This window comes from Streptomyces sp. 3214.6, assembly GCF_900129855.1.
GTDB classification, from domain to species: Bacteria; Actinomycetota; Actinomycetes; order Streptomycetales; family Streptomycetaceae; genus Streptomyces; species Streptomyces soliscabiei.
In genome coordinates this window covers 4430269-4445973 of record NZ_LT670819.1, presented here as the reverse complement: position 1 = coordinate 4445973, position 15705 = coordinate 4430269, and the positions used below count along the sequence as shown (strand labels likewise).

At 69.4% G+C, this 15705-nt stretch carries 18 protein-coding genes and 3 pseudogenes; 17 read left to right on the top strand and 4 right to left on the bottom strand.

The window, feature by feature from the left end; all coding sequences use genetic code 11:
• Window positions 1-172 precede the first annotated feature (172 nt).
• The 4 genes and pseudogenes from B5557_RS43755 to B5557_RS45955 all read left to right on the top strand — a co-directional run.
• Entirely contained in the window at window positions 173-502 is a 330-nt protein-coding gene (locus B5557_RS43755; protein WP_143688198.1) for a hypothetical protein, read from the top strand.
• Window positions 503-847: 345 nt separating this feature from the next.
• Window positions 848-1819: an ABC transporter ATP-binding protein gene (locus tag B5557_RS19955; protein ID WP_079660752.1), complete on the top strand. Its 972-nt coding sequence runs from the start codon at window positions 848-850 to the stop codon at window positions 1817-1819.
• Window positions 1816-2667, top strand: coding sequence for an ABC transporter permease (locus B5557_RS19950; RefSeq protein WP_173877708.1), 852 nt, complete (start codon window positions 1816-1818; stop codon window positions 2665-2667). Before B5557_RS19955 ends, B5557_RS19950 begins: the two co-directional genes overlap by 4 nt.
• Window positions 2668-2944: 277 nt before the next feature.
• A pseudogene (locus tag B5557_RS45955) lies at window positions 2945-3496 on the top strand (DUF2399 domain-containing protein); the annotation flags it as partial.
• A gap of 111 nt (window positions 3497-3607) precedes the next feature.
• Here the strand turns inward: B5557_RS45955 and B5557_RS19940 are convergent.
• Entirely contained in the window at window positions 3608-3829 is a 222-nt protein-coding gene (locus B5557_RS19940) for a hypothetical protein (RefSeq protein ID WP_079660751.1), read from the bottom strand.
• Window positions 3830-4212: 383 nt separating this feature from the next.
• Here B5557_RS19940 and B5557_RS19935 point away from each other — a divergent pair, with 383 nt between their 5' ends.
• From B5557_RS19935 to B5557_RS19925, 3 genes are all read left to right on the top strand, one after another.
• Window positions 4213-4506 (top strand): hypothetical protein, encoded by a 294-nt coding sequence (locus tag B5557_RS19935; protein WP_079660750.1) that lies wholly within the window; start codon window positions 4213-4215, stop codon window positions 4504-4506.
• An 81-nt stretch (window positions 4507-4587) separates the two neighbouring features.
• Window positions 4588-4980: an ANTAR domain-containing protein gene (locus B5557_RS19930; RefSeq protein WP_079660749.1), complete on the top strand. Its 393-nt coding sequence runs from the start codon at window positions 4588-4590 to the stop codon at window positions 4978-4980.
• Window positions 4981-4989: 9 nt separating this feature from the next.
• The gene (locus tag B5557_RS19925) at window positions 4990-5346 is read left to right on the top strand and encodes a PRC-barrel domain-containing protein (RefSeq protein ID WP_079660748.1); all 357 of its coding nucleotides are present in this window, start codon (window positions 4990-4992) and stop codon (window positions 5344-5346) included.
• A gap of 314 nt (window positions 5347-5660) precedes the next feature.
• On the opposite strand, the pseudogene B5557_RS19920 reads toward B5557_RS19925, so the two are convergent.
• Window positions 5661-6035, bottom strand: a pseudogene (locus B5557_RS19920) (Asp23/Gls24 family envelope stress response protein); the annotation flags it as partial.
• A gap of 381 nt (window positions 6036-6416) precedes the next feature.
• Here B5557_RS19920 and B5557_RS19915 point away from each other — a divergent pair.
• From B5557_RS19915 to B5557_RS43750, 6 genes are all read left to right on the top strand, one after another.
• Window positions 6417-6839 carry an STAS domain-containing protein gene (locus B5557_RS19915; protein ID WP_079660746.1) on the top strand — a complete coding sequence of 141 codons (423 nt, stop codon included), beginning with the start codon at window positions 6417-6419 and terminating at the stop codon, window positions 6837-6839.
• 56 nt (window positions 6840-6895) lie between these two features.
• Window positions 6896-7507 (top strand): hypothetical protein, encoded by a 612-nt coding sequence (locus tag B5557_RS19910; protein WP_079660745.1) that lies wholly within the window; start codon window positions 6896-6898, stop codon window positions 7505-7507.
• Entirely contained in the window at window positions 7497-8255 is a 759-nt protein-coding gene (locus B5557_RS19905; RefSeq protein ID WP_231976411.1) for an ANTAR domain-containing protein, read from the top strand. Before B5557_RS19910 ends, B5557_RS19905 begins: the two co-directional genes overlap by 11 nt.
• A gap of 79 nt (window positions 8256-8334) precedes the next feature.
• Window positions 8335-9051, top strand: coding sequence for a GAF and ANTAR domain-containing protein (locus B5557_RS19900; RefSeq protein WP_079660744.1), 717 nt, complete (start codon window positions 8335-8337; stop codon window positions 9049-9051).
• 642 nt (window positions 9052-9693) lie between these two features.
• On the top strand, window positions 9694-10338 hold the full coding sequence (locus tag B5557_RS19895; RefSeq protein WP_231976410.1) for a hypothetical protein: 645 nt from the start codon (window positions 9694-9696) through the stop codon (window positions 10336-10338).
• 437 nt (window positions 10339-10775) lie between these two features.
• Window positions 10776-10922 (top strand): hypothetical protein, encoded by a 147-nt coding sequence (locus B5557_RS43750; protein WP_159424399.1) that lies wholly within the window; start codon window positions 10776-10778, stop codon window positions 10920-10922.
• Between the two features lie 52 nt (window positions 10923-10974).
• Here B5557_RS43750 and B5557_RS19885 read toward each other — a convergent pair whose 3' ends face one another.
• Window positions 10975-11220 carry an ANTAR domain-containing protein gene (locus B5557_RS19885; RefSeq protein WP_231976409.1) on the bottom strand — a complete coding sequence of 82 codons (246 nt, stop codon included), beginning with the start codon at window positions 11218-11220 and terminating at the stop codon, window positions 10975-10977.
• Between the two features lie 95 nt (window positions 11221-11315).
• Complete coding sequence (locus B5557_RS19880; RefSeq protein ID WP_079660742.1) at window positions 11316-11576, bottom strand: hypothetical protein; 261 nt, start codon at window positions 11574-11576, stop codon at window positions 11316-11318.
• 754 nt (window positions 11577-12330) lie between these two features.
• Between B5557_RS19880 and B5557_RS19875 the strand changes: the two are divergent.
• The 4 genes and pseudogenes from B5557_RS19875 to B5557_RS19855 all read left to right on the top strand — a co-directional run.
• A pseudogene (locus tag B5557_RS19875) lies at window positions 12331-12417 on the top strand (PRC-barrel domain containing protein); the annotation flags it as partial.
• 1101 nt (window positions 12418-13518) lie between these two features.
• The gene (locus B5557_RS19865; RefSeq protein ID WP_079660740.1) at window positions 13519-13725 is read left to right on the top strand and encodes a hypothetical protein; all 207 of its coding nucleotides are present in this window, start codon (window positions 13519-13521) and stop codon (window positions 13723-13725) included.
• Window positions 13726-13731: 6 nt separating this feature from the next.
• On the top strand, window positions 13732-14247 hold the full coding sequence (locus tag B5557_RS19860) for a DUF5994 family protein (protein WP_079660739.1): 516 nt from the start codon (window positions 13732-13734) through the stop codon (window positions 14245-14247).
• A 125-nt stretch (window positions 14248-14372) separates the two neighbouring features.
• Complete coding sequence (locus tag B5557_RS19855; protein ID WP_079660738.1) at window positions 14373-15389, top strand: SPFH domain-containing protein; 1017 nt, start codon at window positions 14373-14375, stop codon at window positions 15387-15389.
• Window positions 15390-15705 lie beyond the last annotated feature (316 nt).

The window sequence follows — 15705 nt, the reverse complement described above, 5'->3', positions numbered from 1 at the left end:
GTTTATCGGCCAGGTAGTGAGAGATATGGACGATCCGCAGTCTGTGGTGTCCGCGGTGCCCCGACACACCTTCAGTCGGCCGGTGGTGGTTGGTTGATATGGGCTCAGTCGAAGGTTGACGGGAGAGACTCCGGCGCCGCATTGAGTGGCATGTTTGGTATAGGGGGAAGGGATGAAGTCACGGGTCCACTGGACCCAGACAGAAAAGCATTCGGTGCCTGTGTTCTGGATTTCTCCGTTGACCGCGAGAACTGTCCTGCTGCCGTTCTGTTCGGTCCACCGGGTGCCGGACGCACTAGACGAACCGTGGGTTGCCGACCACTCCACCGGAGTGGCCGCTGAATTTGCGGGACTGGCTGCCGCTGAGTTCGCTGAGGAAGATAAGGCAGCGATGACGACAGCGATGGTCGAGAGTGTTCGTTTTGCTGTCTTGGTGTTCATCTGGAATCACCTGGGTTTCCTTGAAGGATTATGCACTGGATGGTTCCTTGCTGATGTTTAGGGTTTCGTCAACGAACCCCACTCTGAGGTCGGCGCCTGCATCAGCGCTAGCTGGCAGGTCAATACTATGAGAGGAGAGGGGAAATGCAAGAGTTATTCGAATGGGAGGTCTGATGTGCGACTGCTCACCTTGCGGCGATTGCTGGAAATTATCGCGCGACCGTTTGTGCCCCGTTAGCGCCTTATCGACCGTCGGCGAGTCTCGAGCCTGCTTGCAGAGGGAAGGTGGTGGAGCCGATGGTGGGCAGACGCGGTCCCGCGACCACGAACCACGGCCAACGGGGCCCTTGACCAGACACACCGACACACACAGACCACGGTCCATGGACCGGGATGGGGAACACCTATGACGACTGTTCATGCGTCCCTCGATGCACGGGGCGGTGCACCGCCGCAGAGCGACACGGTCATCGACGTACGCGAATTATGGATGGGCTATCGCGGTCAGGACGTACTGAAGGGGGTCGGCTTCACGGCGCGGCGGGGTGAGGTACTCGTCCTGCTCGGCCCGAACGGCGCTGGTAAGACGACCACGATCGAGATCCTGGAGGGCTTCCGGATGCGTTCGTCCGGTGACGTCGCCGTGCTGGGCACCGATCCGGCGCATGGGGACGAGCGGTGGCGAGCGCGGCTCGGCATCGTGCTGCAGTCTTGGCGCGACCACGGTAAGTGGCGGGTACGGGACTTGCTGGCCCATTTGGGCTCGTACTACACCCCGTACTCGACCCCCGTCGTGCGTCGTCCGTGGGGCGTCGACGAACTCCTCGCCGCAGTTGGGCTGACCGAGCAGGCGTACAAGCGGGTCGGAGCACTGTCCGGGGGGCAGCGCAGGCGGCTCGACGTGGCCATCGGCATCGTGGGCAGGCCCGAACTGCTGTTTCTTGACGAGCCGACGGCCGGCTTGGATCCGGAGGCCAGGAACGAGTTCCACGGCCTGGTGCGCGGGCTCGCGGACGAGAACACCACGGTCTTGCTGACCACCCACGATCTTGCCGAAGCGGAGAAACTTGCTGACCGGATCCTCATCCTGGCCGGCGGCCGGATCGTCGCTGATGGGTCCGCCGAGGAACTGTCCCGGCAGGCGTCGACCGAGGCCACTGTGCGCTGGACGCGGGACGGGCAGCCTTTCGAGCAGGAGACGGCGGAGCCCACTCAGTTCGTCCGTCGACTGTTCGAGGAGCACGGCGGCGCGATCGGTGACCTGGAGGTTCGCCGGGCAAGTCTTGAGGACACCTACCTGCTGATGGTCAGGGAGTGGGAGACGGGGAACATCTCCGGCGAACGGGCGGCACACACCTTTAGGGAGGGAACGCGATGAACCCGGTGTGGTATGCGGCGCGAGCCGGGGTGCGGCGCGGCTGGACGGAGCTGCGGCAGACCTTCACCACGGGTCAGGACCTGTTTGGGCACGCCCTCTGGACAGTTCTGCTGATCGTGCCGATGTTCCTCGTCAGGGACGATCCGCTGAAGGGCGCGGGCATCTCGGCCGGCGCGTTCATGCTGCCGAGCATGGTGGGAATGACGCTTGCCTTCACTGGAGTGATGACCACGGCACAGTTGCTCGCTGCCGAGCGCGAGGACGGCACCCTGCTGCGGGCGAAGGCCGTGCCGCACGGCATGGTCGGTCACCTGGTCGGCAAGATCATCTTGGTCTCGGGTACGGCGCTGGTCTCCATGGCTCTTGCTCTGATTGCGGGTGTGTTCCTGGTCGACGGTGTGGCCCAGCAGGGCGGCGGAGCATGGCTGACACTGCTGTGGGTCGTACCTTTGGGCCTCCTGGCGAGCCTGCCGATCGGCGCCGTCATCGGAGCCCTTGTGGAAAGCCCTCGCACCGTCGGGCTGCTGATGCTCCCCGTGATGGGGCTCGTCGTGATCTCCGGTATCTACTTTCCGCTGACGAAGCTGCCCGAGTGGTTGCAGACCGTCGGGCAGGTCTTCCCCGTGTACTGGCTCGGGCTCGGCCTCCGCTCTGCGCTGCTTCCAGCCGACGCTGTCGCCGCCGAGATCGGCGAGTCCTGGCGGCATCTGGAGACGGCAGGGGTGCTGAGCGTCTGGGCGGTCGCCGGGCTGCTGCTCGCCCCCTCCGTCCTGCGCAGGATGGCCCGCCGCGAGTCCGGTTCGGTAGTGGCGGAACGGCGCCGGAAGGCAATGCAGCGGGTTGGCTGAGTATCGGTCTCGCCTAGATACACGGAGTGGGCAGGCACACCAGTCTCGGGCTGGACAGCGTGACGGAGCGCGTGAGTGATGCGTGAGCGCACGGTGCGGCACGCGGTGGACCGGGTGGCATGGGGATCCACGGCAGCGCGTCGGTGTACGGGCAATGCACCTGTGGTGCGACATGCCGTGGGACGGCGGGTGGTCGAGCCGGGTGTGCCGACTCATGTTCAGGTTGTCGATGCCTGACAAATCAAGGTGAGTCCGATCGCCGAAGTGGTGCGTCAGGCTGAGACTCGGGACGGGTGCCCGGCGTCGGCGTCGCGTAGGGGCGTTCAGCCAGCGCACCCTGGAGGGACTGGCCGCCGCCGACGGCACCCTGACCCGTCTCATACGGCGCGGGGACGCACCCCACCTCGACGCGGCGGTACGCGTCCCGGAAAGGCTCCCCGGTGACCAGGACCGACCCTCCGCGCACCCGGTCGGGCTCCTGCCGCGTCCGGTCCACGTCGAGTGGGCCACCGACGGCACCAAGGCCCTCGTCCCCGGCACCTCGCTCGAGCAGCTCGCCCTGCGCCCTCATCACCGACGACCTTGCCGGCCAGGTACTCGTCCTCAACATCGCGCCGAGATCTGCGACTGGCTGCGCGATGCCGCCGATTTCGGCATCCTCTTCCGGCTCACCCTCCACCAGCTCGCCAACGACCCCGTCGTCAGCGCCGCCCGCACCATCTTCGTCTGCGAGAACCCGGCCGTACTGTGCGCCGCGGCCGGCGAACTCCAGGAGGCCGGCGCCGCTCTCGTCTGCACCGAGGGCGTCCCGTCCGCCCCCTGTCACAGACTGCTCGGCGGCGCCGTACGCGCGAGAGCCCGATTGCACTGGCGCACCGACTTTGGCTGGGGACGGCCTGCGTATCACCGCGGACGCCATGGCCCTACGCCGTGCTGTCAGTCAACGCCCGGCAACCTCCCCTGTCAACGTGGTGTCGACACGGGCGAGTTCTGGGAGCTGCGCCGGGGACGCCGGGGTGAGCGGAGCCTCGGCGGGGGACTCAGCGGGGGATTCGGCCGGCTTGGTCGACGGCGGCAGGATGTGGTCCTCCCACCACGAAAGGGCCATCACCGTGATGAGCAGGACGAAGGGGGTCGAAGCGGGAACGATCAGCGCGTACATGTGTACCGCCTGGTAGGGGATGCGTGCGACGCGGCGGGCGGCAGATCGTTGCCCGCTTGAGGCGCATCGGGGGTTCGCCGGGTTCTCGTGACGACGTGCGTGTGCGGGAACGGCCGGGCTCGTGACGCGGCGGGTTCCGCCACCGATGCGCAGGGTGCGCCCTCTGGGGAGCGCGTTGGCGGTGCGACGCTGCCGGGGGCCGGGGCGGCATGTCGCACGCTAGCCCTCGCCGCAGTTTCCCGACAGGCGTCAAGCAGCCATCCGTGCCGGACAGGACGCGCTGACGTCGCACGCTATCCGCAACCGTTGGGCAGGACTACGCTGTGGGGTGAGGCCCCAGTCCCCGGTATCGATGCCGTGTTCTGCTCCCGGGGAGGCCCACCGTGTTCGTTCTGCTCCTCATCCTCATCGCCGTTCTCTTCGGCTTCGGCTTCCTTCACCCCCTCTGGTGGGTGGTGGCGGCGGTGCTGGTCTACGGCGCGACTCGCCACGGCCGCGATCGTGGCGGAGGCCGAAGCCGTGGCGGTCCCGATCTCGGGGACTATCGGCAGCCCCAGGACTACCGGGACTATCAGGAGCGCCGGGATCGCCAGGACCGCTGGGACCGCCGCTACAGCCGCCAGAACCGGGCGCGCTGGCGGCGTGAGGACCGTCGGGACCATGACCACCAGAGGTGACCCGTGGAGCGGGCGGGCAGCCACGGTCCGGGACGGCTCCGGCCAGACCGGAGACGTCGAACTCGTGAAGAGGTACATGCCATGCAACGCACAACCGTGCTCCAAGAGGACTGGTGGAAACTGCGGGCCGAGGCCACGTGGGGGAACGCATCGGCGGGGCAGGACCTCGTCGCACTGCGCGCCGAGAACGATCAGCTGCGGCGGGCGCTGGCCGGCCGTGCGGTCATCGACCAGGCCCGCGGAATGGTGATGGTCCTGACCCCCTGCACCCGCAGGGCGGCCAGGAACCTGCTGGCCGACGTCTCGCGGCAGTGCGACACCAGACTTCCGGAGGTGGCCGCGGCCGTGGTCGCCGCCTGGGAGGGCAAGCCGCTCCCGGAGCGGCTACAGCGTGCGCTGCGTCGTGCACTGCGGCGGTTTCACGCGGAGGACCGAGGGTGCGGCTCGTCATCGGCCGATGAGTCGTCCAGATAGGGAGAGACCATGATCCACGCAGCCGACGTCCGGGAATGGCGCACCCGGGATGTCATCGACTCCGAGTCGCACAAGATCGGTGTCCTGGAGGCGGTCTATGTGGACACCACCACCGACGAGCCGGCCATGGCCACGGTACGGACCGGACTGCCCACCCGGCACCGTCTGGTCTTCGTCCCCATTGAGGACGCGATCGTCGGTCCGGGCTATCTGAAGGTCGGCTATGTCAGAACGCTGGTGAAGCAGGCTCCTTCGATCGGTACCGACGACGTGCTTCCCGCCGAGCAGGAGGAGGCGGTCTTCAAGCACTACGGACTGCCCTACCAGCCCGGTGCGGCCGGAGAACGGCAACTTGCGCGCCGCTGACCGCCCTCTGACGGGAGGGCCGCCGTGTTCGCCGGGCCCGGCATCATCGATGGCTGCCGTCCGTTTCGACCCGGACGGCACCAGAGCACCGGAACCGGTGCGCGGCGTTGACTGTCCGTGACATGCGGACGGCGCTGGACCGCCACCCACGGCCCCCAGCCCCGTCCTGCTGAGCCGGCCGCGTCCGTTCGACGTGTCCCGGGTCCGACGACTCGGGGCGCCGGGAACCGACCGTCCGACAGCATCCGGCGACCGTCCGACAGCATCCGGAGACTGCCCCGGGCAGCCGCGCCCGCGTCTGCCCGGGCAAGGCCTCAATGCACCCGGCCCTCGGGGGTCTCCTGCGTGTCCTCGTCCGGCAGGTGCACGTCGTTGACCGCGATGTTCACCTCGACGACCTCCAGGCCCGTCATCCGTTCCACCGCCGCGATCACGTTCTCACGGACCTCTGCGGCGAGGTCGGTGATGCTCACCCCGTATGCGACGACGACCTGGAGATCGATGGCGGTCTGCTTCTCACCGACCTCGACCTTGACGCCGCGCCCCGTGCTCGGATGTCCGCCCGGGACCCGGTCGCGCATCGCGCCCATGGTGCGGGTGAATCCTCCGCCCAGCGCGTGGATTCCCGGGACCTCGCGGGCGGCGATGCCGGCGATCTTCTCCACCACCCCGTCGGCCGCCGCGTTTCGCGCCGCTTGCCCAGTACCGCACTACGCGTCGGACATGCCTGCGTACGCCGTCCACATCGCGGCCACGGTCCAGGCGCTGGGACCAGGGGGTCAGCGGACCCCACCGGACCGCGCCCGGGGACTATGCTGCTGTACGGACGTCCCAGACCCCGGCGGCTTGTCGTTGCTCGACACAGATGGCGCGGGGAGCGGACTCGTAGTCCGTCACCCGGCGCATTCCAGGAGGGAACCGGGTGCTCCTCTGTCCTGTCGCACAGGCGGTCGGACCTGCCTTCGCTCCGACTCCGCCGAACGTACGCCCCCATCTGGAGCGCGCCAGGTGGTGCCGGATATCCGGCACGGCCGGGCCCGCTGCCGGATGGTCTTCCGAACCGAGGCGTCATGCCCCTTCCACAGCTCACCGTGTATCGCCATGACCGAAGGAAACGGGCGCTGATCACCCTGGCCGGTGAGATCGACCTCGAATCCGCGCCGTTGGTGCGCGCATCCGTGGAACAGTGCTTGCGGGACGGCATCCGCGCCATCGACGTCGACCTCACCCTGGTCAGTTTCTGTGACTGCAGCGGCCTCAACGCCTTCCTGCACGCTGCGCAGCAGACCACCGTGGCGGGCGGGACCCTGCGACTGCACCACCCACCGCCGATGCTCGTCCTTGTAGTCGGTCTCACCGGTTGCGGGTTCCTGTTCCTCGGTCCTCCGTACGACCCGCCACCTCCTTCCGGCGACGCCCTGGCTGTGCCGGCTCCAGCCCTGCTGCACGGGTCTGTCCCGCCTGCGCCTGTTCTCCCGGGCGATGCGCGATGACGGCCGGACCAGGGCGGGGACAGTCACGGAAGCCGGGGAACGGCGAGGCCTGCGCCGTGGCTCCGGTGCGACTGCGCCGGCTGAACCGTCGGCTCGTGGAGGACCTGCGCGAGGATCTGGCGGGGTTGTATGTGGAGTCCCGCGTGCCGGCGACGGGTGATGCTTACTGCCCTCCCGGCCGCCAGGACTTCCTGAACCGTCTCACCGCGGACCTGGGCCGGCCGGGATTCGCCATGGTGATCGCCGAGTCGGACGGCCTGATGGGATGCGCCTTCGGATTCCCAGTGCGCGGCGACGGCTCGTGGTGGCTCGGCTTCGACGGAGTACTGCCGCGCAGCGTCGGGTATCTCACGGTGTCCGACAGGGCCTTCGCGTTCGGTGACATCCTGATCCGCCCGCACCCGCAGGACCGGGAACTCGCCCGTCGTGTGCAGGAGCGGCTGCTGACCGACCACCGGGCCTCGCTCGGCGCCGTCTTGGTGGACGGAGCCGATCACCCGACTCTCGCCGCGCTCCGCTCCTGGGGATGGCTGGATGTCGGAGAGCTTCGCAGGCCACTGGGCGTCACCACGTTCCGCGCGCTGGTGTTTCCCCTCGCGGAACGCGCCACGGTGACGCCGGTGGGCCTTGTCTCGATGCCGGGAGACGGTGGCCCGGGTGGGCGCTGAGAGCCGGTCGGCCCGCATTCGGATGCTGGTCGCCGAGCAGGCGGCCCGGCGTGGTGCCCGCGTCGGCGTGGTGGACGTGTGCACCGCGGCCGTGGCCGCGCTGCCGGTCGGCGGGGCCGGGCTGTCGGCGATGTCCAGGGTGGCGCCGAGCCACCCGCTGTGCAGCACCGACACCGTCAGCGAGCAGCTGGAAGAACTCCAGCTCACGCTGGGCGAGGGGCCTTGCGTGGACGCCTTCCTGCACGGCTCGGCCGTCCTGACACCCGATCTGCTCACCCGTGACCTGCAGGACCGCTGGATGGTGTTCGCCGAGGCGGCCCTGGAAGCCGGGGCCCGCGCGGTCTTCGCGCTTCCTCTGCAGATGGGCGCGATCAGCCCGGGAGTTCTGGACCTGTACGCCCACGTTCCGGTCCGGTTGGACGCGGAGGAACTGGCGGACGCGCTGGCGTTCGCCGATCTCGCGACTTTGGTGCTGCTCGACGCGCGCATCGACGAGACGGGCGGGCCGCGCGGTGGCCCCGTCGAGGACCTGGGCGCGTACCGGGCGGAGATCGACCAGGCCAGCGGCATGCTCACGGTTCAGCTCGGCGTCGGCATCGAGGAAGCCTTCGTCCGGCTCCGTGCCTACGCCTATGCGCAGGGACGTCGGCTCGCCGACGTGGCCGCGGACGTGGTGGCCCGTCGGCTTCGTTTCCGGCCGGACGCGGAGCCGGACGCTGAGCCGGACCAGGCCGGGGAGGACGACTGACGCATTGGTGCCGGCCGAGGAACATGCCGTACTTCCCGCCCCTTCCCGGCGGGACTAGTCTTAATCGAGGGTGTCCACGATGGATCAACAACTCCTGGCCAAGACCTTCGTCGAGTTGGCCGACAACCTGGTCGCCGACTTCGACCTCATGGACTTCCTGCGCCTGCTGACCGACCGCTGCGTCGGCATGCTCGACGCGAGCGCCGCCGGGGTCCTGCTCGCAGACCGGGACGGCAAACTCCGCGTCATGGCCGCCTCCGACGAACAGGTGCGTGTGCTGGAGCTCTTCCAGCTCCAGAACGACCAAGGCCCCTGCCTCATGTGCTTCCGCACCGGCGCGCCGGTGATCATCCCCGACCTGACCCGGGAGGTCGACCGCTGGCCGCGCTTCGTCACGGCGGCCCACCGCAGCGGATTCGGGGCCGTCCAGGCCCTGCCCATGCGCCTGCGGGAGGAGACCGTGGGCGCGCTGAACCTCTTCCGTGCCGCGCCCGGCCCCTTCGACCCGGCCGCCACCCTCGTGGCCCAGGCGCTGGCCGACGTCGCCACCATCAGCCTGCTGCAACAACGCACCGCGCAGCGCAGCACGGTGCTCAACGAGCAGCTGCAGACGGCGCTGAACAGCCGGGTACTGATCGAACAGGCCAAGGGGAAGCTCGCCGAACGCCAGGGCGTCGACATGGAGCAGGCGTTCAGTGCGCTGCGCCGCTACGCCCGCGCCCACAACCGCCGCCTGGCCGACGTGGCCCGCGCCTTCATCGACGGCTCGGAACCCCTTGCCGGGCTGGGGTCCTGATCCACTCCGCGCCGCAGCCGACGCGCATCGGCACGCCGCTCCTGCGCCGGGAACCGTGGGCCGGACAGCCGCCGCCGCACGACGGCGGCGGCCGTCCGGAGCGCGAGGAACGGGAGGCCCCCCTCCGCCGTGTCCTCGCGCGTTGTCCTCTGCGGCGGCGGGACTGATGGGAACACCCCGTCTGGAACTTGCCGAGAGGACTTGGGCTGGAGCCGCGCTGTCCGGCGATGCGGCTCCGGCCGGGCCTGGTTTCCGACTCGGGGGCTGGGAGCCTGAACGAGGAGACCTGCTGCTACCTGACACGGCCGCAGTCCGGTCTTCCCTGCGCGCAGCCTAGAGCAGATTCAGGAGCAGCGGAACAGGGCCTGACGTAGGCGTGCTCGTCTCGGGACAACGCCGGTCGGATACGCGGTGTCGCGTCGAGCACCGGGGCGATGCCGGTCGTCACAGGCGCGCGGCAGCCACGGGGGGAGGCCCGGTTCCTTGGCCGTGGCTGCGGGAACTCTTCGCCCAACTGGCCCCGGCACGGCGCCGACTCGGGACTATGCTGGCGAACAGACGTCCCGGACCCCGGCGCCGCACCACACATCGGCCACGATGGCACTCCCGCCCATCTGCCGGTCTCCTGAACCGAGGCGCCCCATGCGCACTCCGCGGCAACCCCACGAACCCGAAGGCCCGGAGCCGTCCGCCATGGACACGGTGCGGCTGCGCCGACTGAACCGCTGGCAGGCCGAGGGCATGCGAGAGGACCTGGCGGATCTGTACGTGGAGTCCACCACCACCCCGCCGGGCGAGGAGTTCCGCGGCCGGCAGGAGTTCCTGCGCCGTCTGGCGGACGGCGTGAAACTGCCGGGATTCGACATGCTGGTCGCCGAGGCCCGGTCCCTGACCGGCTGTGTCTTCGGAATCCCCGTGCCACGTGACGGCTCCTGGTGGCAGGGGTTCGACGGGCCGCTGCCCCAGAACCTGGAGCAACTGACCGCGTCCGGACACGTCTTCGCGATCCTCGAAACCGTTGTCCATCCGCACCAGTACGCCCGCGGGCTCGCTCGCCGGCTCCAGGAGCGCCTGCTCGCCGACCACCAGGCTTCGCTCGGCGTCACCTTGCTGGACCAGTCCGACCGCCCGGCCCGTGCTGCCTTGGAGGCGTGGGGCTGGCAGGAGGTGGGCCAGGTCCACCGCGCCCCGACCGTCCTGTTCGTACTGCTTCTGTCCCTCGGAGAGCGCACGACGCAGCATCCGGACGGCCTCGCGCACAACGACCGGACCCAGCGGCCCGGATAGCCGCCTGCGCCGGTCGGGTGCGACGCGTGCGAAGCCGGAGACGTGCGACGTGGACGTGCGAAGACGTGGAGGCGTCGAGAAGCCATGGAGGAGCAGGTTGAGCTGTCTGCGGAGCAGGAGGCGCGGCGGATCGCCGCGGTGCGTCGTTACGACATCCTGGACACCCCGCCCGACGGTGCCTTCGACCGGATCGCCGCGCTGGCCGCCCGCCTGTTCGACGCTCCGTCCGCAACGGTGACGATCGTGGACACCGACCGGGTCTGGTTCAAGGCCGCGTACGGTCTGGCGGGGGTCACGCAGATCGGCCGGGACCCGGGGCTGTGCACCTCGGTGATCACCACGGGCAGTCCTCTGATCGTCCCCGACACTCTCGACGACCCGGCCGTCCGCGCCCACTCCCTGGTGACCGGTCCCGCTCGGGCGGGCTCACGTGCCGCGTGGAACGGGAACTGGTGGAGGTGGAACACGCGGCACGTGAGCGCGCCGAGCGGGACCGGTCGGAGATCGTCGCGTACGCCTCCACACTGCAGCGCTCCCTGCTGCCCCCGGCACTGCCGGAAGTGCCGGGCCTGGAGGCCGCGTGACCGGGCCGCACGGGCGATGAGCCGACAGGCCGACCGCCGCGCGCGCCCGCCGTCATCTCCGGTCCGCCGAATGGAGGCGCCGCAGCGCCTGGCGCAGCTCCTGTCGCACCGGTGCCGGGAGCGCCTCGTCCTTCGTCGTGGCGACCAGGGCCGCGGCCACGTCCCGGAGCTTGATGTTGCAGCGCTGCGACACGCCCACCAGCAGGTCCCAGGCCCTCTCACTGGTGCAGGGCGCCAGGGCCATCACCATGCCGCACGCCTGGTCGATCACCGCACGGCTCGCCAGCGCCCGCTCCAACTGCTCGTTGGCGGCGCGCAGTTCGCCGACCTCGGCCAGCAGTGCCGCATCCCGAGCCGTCGACAGCGGCGGCTCTTCACGGGGCGTGGTGTCGGTTACCCGCGGTGCTCGCTGTCCGGACGGGCCTCGCGCTTCCAGCGCTCCCGATGCCGAGGGCGGTACCGGCGCTTCCGGTGGTCCTGGTGCTCCCGGAGATCGGAACTGCCGCCACGGTCCCAGCCCCCGCCTTCACCACGGCGCCCGTATTGGATGGCGCCGAAAACCAGCACGACTGAGGCCGCGACCACCCGCCAGAGGGGGCTGAGGAAGCCGAAGCCGGCCAGGACCACGATGAGGATGAGGAGCAGGGCGAACACGGTGGGCCTCCCCGGAGCGGAGCTTCACTGCCGGGGGCCGGGGCCTGTTCGAACAGCGTAGCCCTGCCCGGAGGCAGCTGGTGACGCCCCGTGTAACGGTCTCGCACCCGGAGCTGGTGGTCCGTTGCCGGCTGTTCAGGGAGCGCGGCGAGAGCCGGCGTGTGCGGTACGGCCCGAGGCCCCGGCCGCGTCGATCACCCTCGCGCTCCCCGGACGCACCTCGCGTATCGGCGCGGGAACCTGCCGCGTCACGAGCGAGGCCGCTCCCGCAGTCGCCGTCGCCATGGCATCCCGGCGAAGCCACATCTGCCGTCGCCGCCCTGCACGTCCTGTGGTGGGTCGCCGCCGTCCTGCTGGGCGTCTGGATCCGTCGGCTCCGCGATGCGCGGGCGCGGCGGTGGCAGGCGCCGGTAGTCCACCAAGAGAGGATGCCCTCCCGCCGCGGATGCCGCGCACCCAGCCCGCCACCAGGCCCGGCAGGAACCGGGACGGGAGACCACGCAACGGCTGCTGCGCGCGTGAGCGGGTCTTGGATCGACCGCACCGGCGTATCCATCAAGAGCGCGAGCCGCGGGGGCCGCAGTAACATGGATTGTGGGTTGGCTCACTCTCACGTGCAGCCGCCCGGAAGGGCGACTCCGGCGTGGTTGCGCCGGAGTCGTTGTCACAGCCGCTTTTCCGGATCCGGCCAGGCCGCGATCTTCCAGGGGAGGCGGCCCGCTTCGACCGGTGTCCCGCTCAGGAGGGACAGCGCATGATCCAGGCAGTCGACATCCGCGAGTGGCGCACCCATGACGTCGTCGACCCGAAGGGGCACAGGATCGGCGTGCTCGAAGCGGTCTGCTGATCGTCGGCATCGTGGTTCTCGTGGCGGATGCGACCACCCCGGCCGGAATGCACGGTGACGCGCGCCTCGGCCGACTTCGGGGAGTTACCTCGGGGGCGTCGGTCGGTACCCCGGATCTGCATGTGCTCAACGGCACGGCCGGTAGCTGCACGCCGGGGAAGCGGTCGGCGTTGCCCCGAGCACCGCTGTCGTGGTGATCACGGGCGAGGTGCCGGTGCCGAGTGGGTCAGGGCGATGCGAAGCCTTCGCAGAGCTGTGGTGACCGAGTGGCCTCCTGTCCCGCCGGTCTTCCTCCCGAAGGGGAGCTGTGGGATCGGGTCGGTCGTACGAACAGGTCGGCGTAGGAGGCCGCCAGATGGTCCGTCAGCTTCTGAAGGGTGCCTGGTAACGCGGTCTCGGCCGTGTTCGCGCCCATGGCGCGCCCCTCACTGCCACAGACGGCCGACCTCGGCAGCCGATCGGTACCCGGATGCTCGGCGTCGGCCCGTCGACTTCCCACACTTGTACGGATCGCGTCCGTGGAACGGCCCGCCGGAGGAGTAAGCTGATGTTACCGAGGGTATTTCGCGCACCGGCCACCATGCTTGTGTCGTTTTCGGCGATTGATTTCACCGGGCCGGTCCGACCGGCCCGGAGCAGGGTTCGCGTCATGACAGCGACCGTTTGGTACGCGCCGGCAATCGAACACCGGCCCTCTTCTCCGTCTCTTCGCATGGCGTCGGCTCTCACCGGTTCGGTTCCGGCTCTGCTGGACGGCGCCCGGTGGTACCACTCCTGTTATCCGGGGGCGGAACTTCCCTCATCGACTGCCCTGCTCGACCCACAGACGACTCCCGTCTCGGCCGCGTGGCTGATGGCCGCCGTGAGCGACCCACTGCGCGTGTCAAGCACGGGCCGACTGATGGAGGAGGCAGCGCGGCTGCGCACCGTGACGGCGGCCGAACGGGCCGTGGAAGCCGTCTGGGACGCCGAAGGAGGCCGTGAGGCCCCCGGTCCGGCCTCACGTCCACGGATCCCGGCAGTCACTGCTCCGGTACTCGCCATTCCGGCAGTCGCCCCGCCGACACCGAATCCGGCAAAGGGCAGGTGAGGGTCATGGAGACCTTCGTGGCCGTGCTGGCGCTTCTGGCGATGGTCGCTGTGGGCGTGCTCCTGATCCACCTGCTCAACAATCAGCACGACGAGCGCATCGCCGTTTTCCAGTACGGCCGCTCCCGGTCGGCTGTCCGGGGGTCGGCACCATCGGCCCCGCAGCGCGGACGGCTCCGGCCACGGCACCGGACCCGGACGGCGGGGAAGTGAGTCGCCATGCTCCCCGCCAAGCAGTCCGTGAAGCTTCTGGCAGACACCAGCGGTGAGCCGGTGCTTCCCGGCACCGCGGTCCTGCGGATGGAGACCACAGCCAGGCGCACGGGGACGTTCGACGGCGCCTGGTGGCCGCGGACCCGCGACCTCAAGAGCCAGCTGTCGGCTCTCCTCACCGCGCTGACGGCACGCCTGGGCCCCATTGCCCGCGTGGGCCTCGACGCGAGCGACTGGGACGGGGCCCCGGGCCATCTGTTCGTCGACGGGCACATGGTCCGTATCGACTGGTCCGCCGTGGGCGACCACACCATGATCGTCACCCGGGGCGACCAGGACCACTTCCTGTTCCTGGTGATCCCGTCGGGGGCCGATATCGGCCCCGCGCACGACGCGATGGTCATGGCCGTACAGGACGACAACGACGTCTCAGCCGAGCGGATTCTGGCTGCCACCGGCATCACCGGGGCCGGCCGGAGCGACGTACCGCAGAGTTCTCCCGGCCGAGCCGGGCCGACGTAGCAGAGCCTCAACAGCAGCCCGGGACCCCGGCCGCACCCACGGGCACAGGCCGGGGTCCTCCCGTGCCGGGTGCTTCCCGGACCGCCCGGTCCGGGACCGTCATCGACGTAAGGAATGTGAGAACCATGGGTGTTCTGATCACTGTGCTGGTGGTGTTCGCCGTGGCCGGGCTGGTCCTGCTGGCCCTGAGCCTGCGCAACGTCCAGCAGTACGAGAAGGGCGTGGTGTTCCGCTTCGGGCGGCTGCTGCCGGACATCCGCGGGCCCGGCCTGCGTGTCATCCGGCCGATCGGGGACCGGATGCGGAAGGTGTCCGTCCAGACCGAGGTGCTGGGCATCCCGCCGCAGGGGTCCATCACCGCCGACAACGTGACGCTCACCGTGGACGCGGTCGTCTACTTCCGGGTCATCGACCCGGTCAAGGCCCTGGTGAACGTCCGCAATTACCCCAGCGCCGTCTCCCAGATCGCCCAGACCTCGCTGCGCGCGGTCATCGGCAGGGCGGATCTGGACACACTCCTCTCCGACCGCGACCACATCAACGCGGAGCTCAAGAAGGTGATGGACGCCCCCACCGAGGAACCGTGGGGACTGCGCATCGAGCGGGTGGAGATCAAGGACATCGCCCTTCTGCAGTCGATGATGCGCTCCATGTCCAAGCAGGCCGAGGCCGAGCGTGAACGCCGTGCCCGGGTCATCGCCGCCGACGGTGAGTTCCAGGCGTCCCAGCGTCTGAGTGACGCCGCGGCGACCATGGCCGACACTCCGGGCGCGCTCCAACTGCGCCTGCTGCAGACCGTGGTGGATGTCTCGGCGGAGAAGAACAGCACCCTGGTCATGCCGTTCCCGGTGGAGATGCTCCGCTTCTTCGAGCACCAGAGCCGGGAGACCGACGGCGAATCCATCCACCGGAACATCCCGCGCCCCGCGCTCCCTGAGCGTCCGGAGCGCCCGGAACCCCATGAACTCCCCGAACTGATCACCTCTGTCCAACCGACTGCGCCCGCCTTCCCGCTGAGCGGAGAACGGGTCGGCTCCCACGGAGAACGGGTCAGCAGTCGCGCGGCAGTGGCCCGGGAACGGCGGGACAACTGGCCTACCCACGCGGACTCCGACTCCGAAGCGTCACATGCCGGCGGTTGATCCCCGCCCGATCCCGGGCGGTCGGCGGTGGTCGCCCGATGCGGACGCGGCAGTGTCCCTGGGCGTTCGGCAGGGCGTGCCGTCGTACGCATCCGCTCTGATTACCAGTATCCGGCTGGCTTCAGCGGTGATCACCTCGCCGGTGATGTCACGCATCAGCTCATTCCGCATGCTCTCCATCACGCTCGGCGCTCGTACCGGTCATTGCATTGGGCTCATTTCAACCTGAAGTGGCTGGTCACAGATCTGGTGTGGTCGCGGTTGGGTGTACTCGTGCTGGCAGAGCGGCGTGATCACCAGGCTTGATCATTCGTCA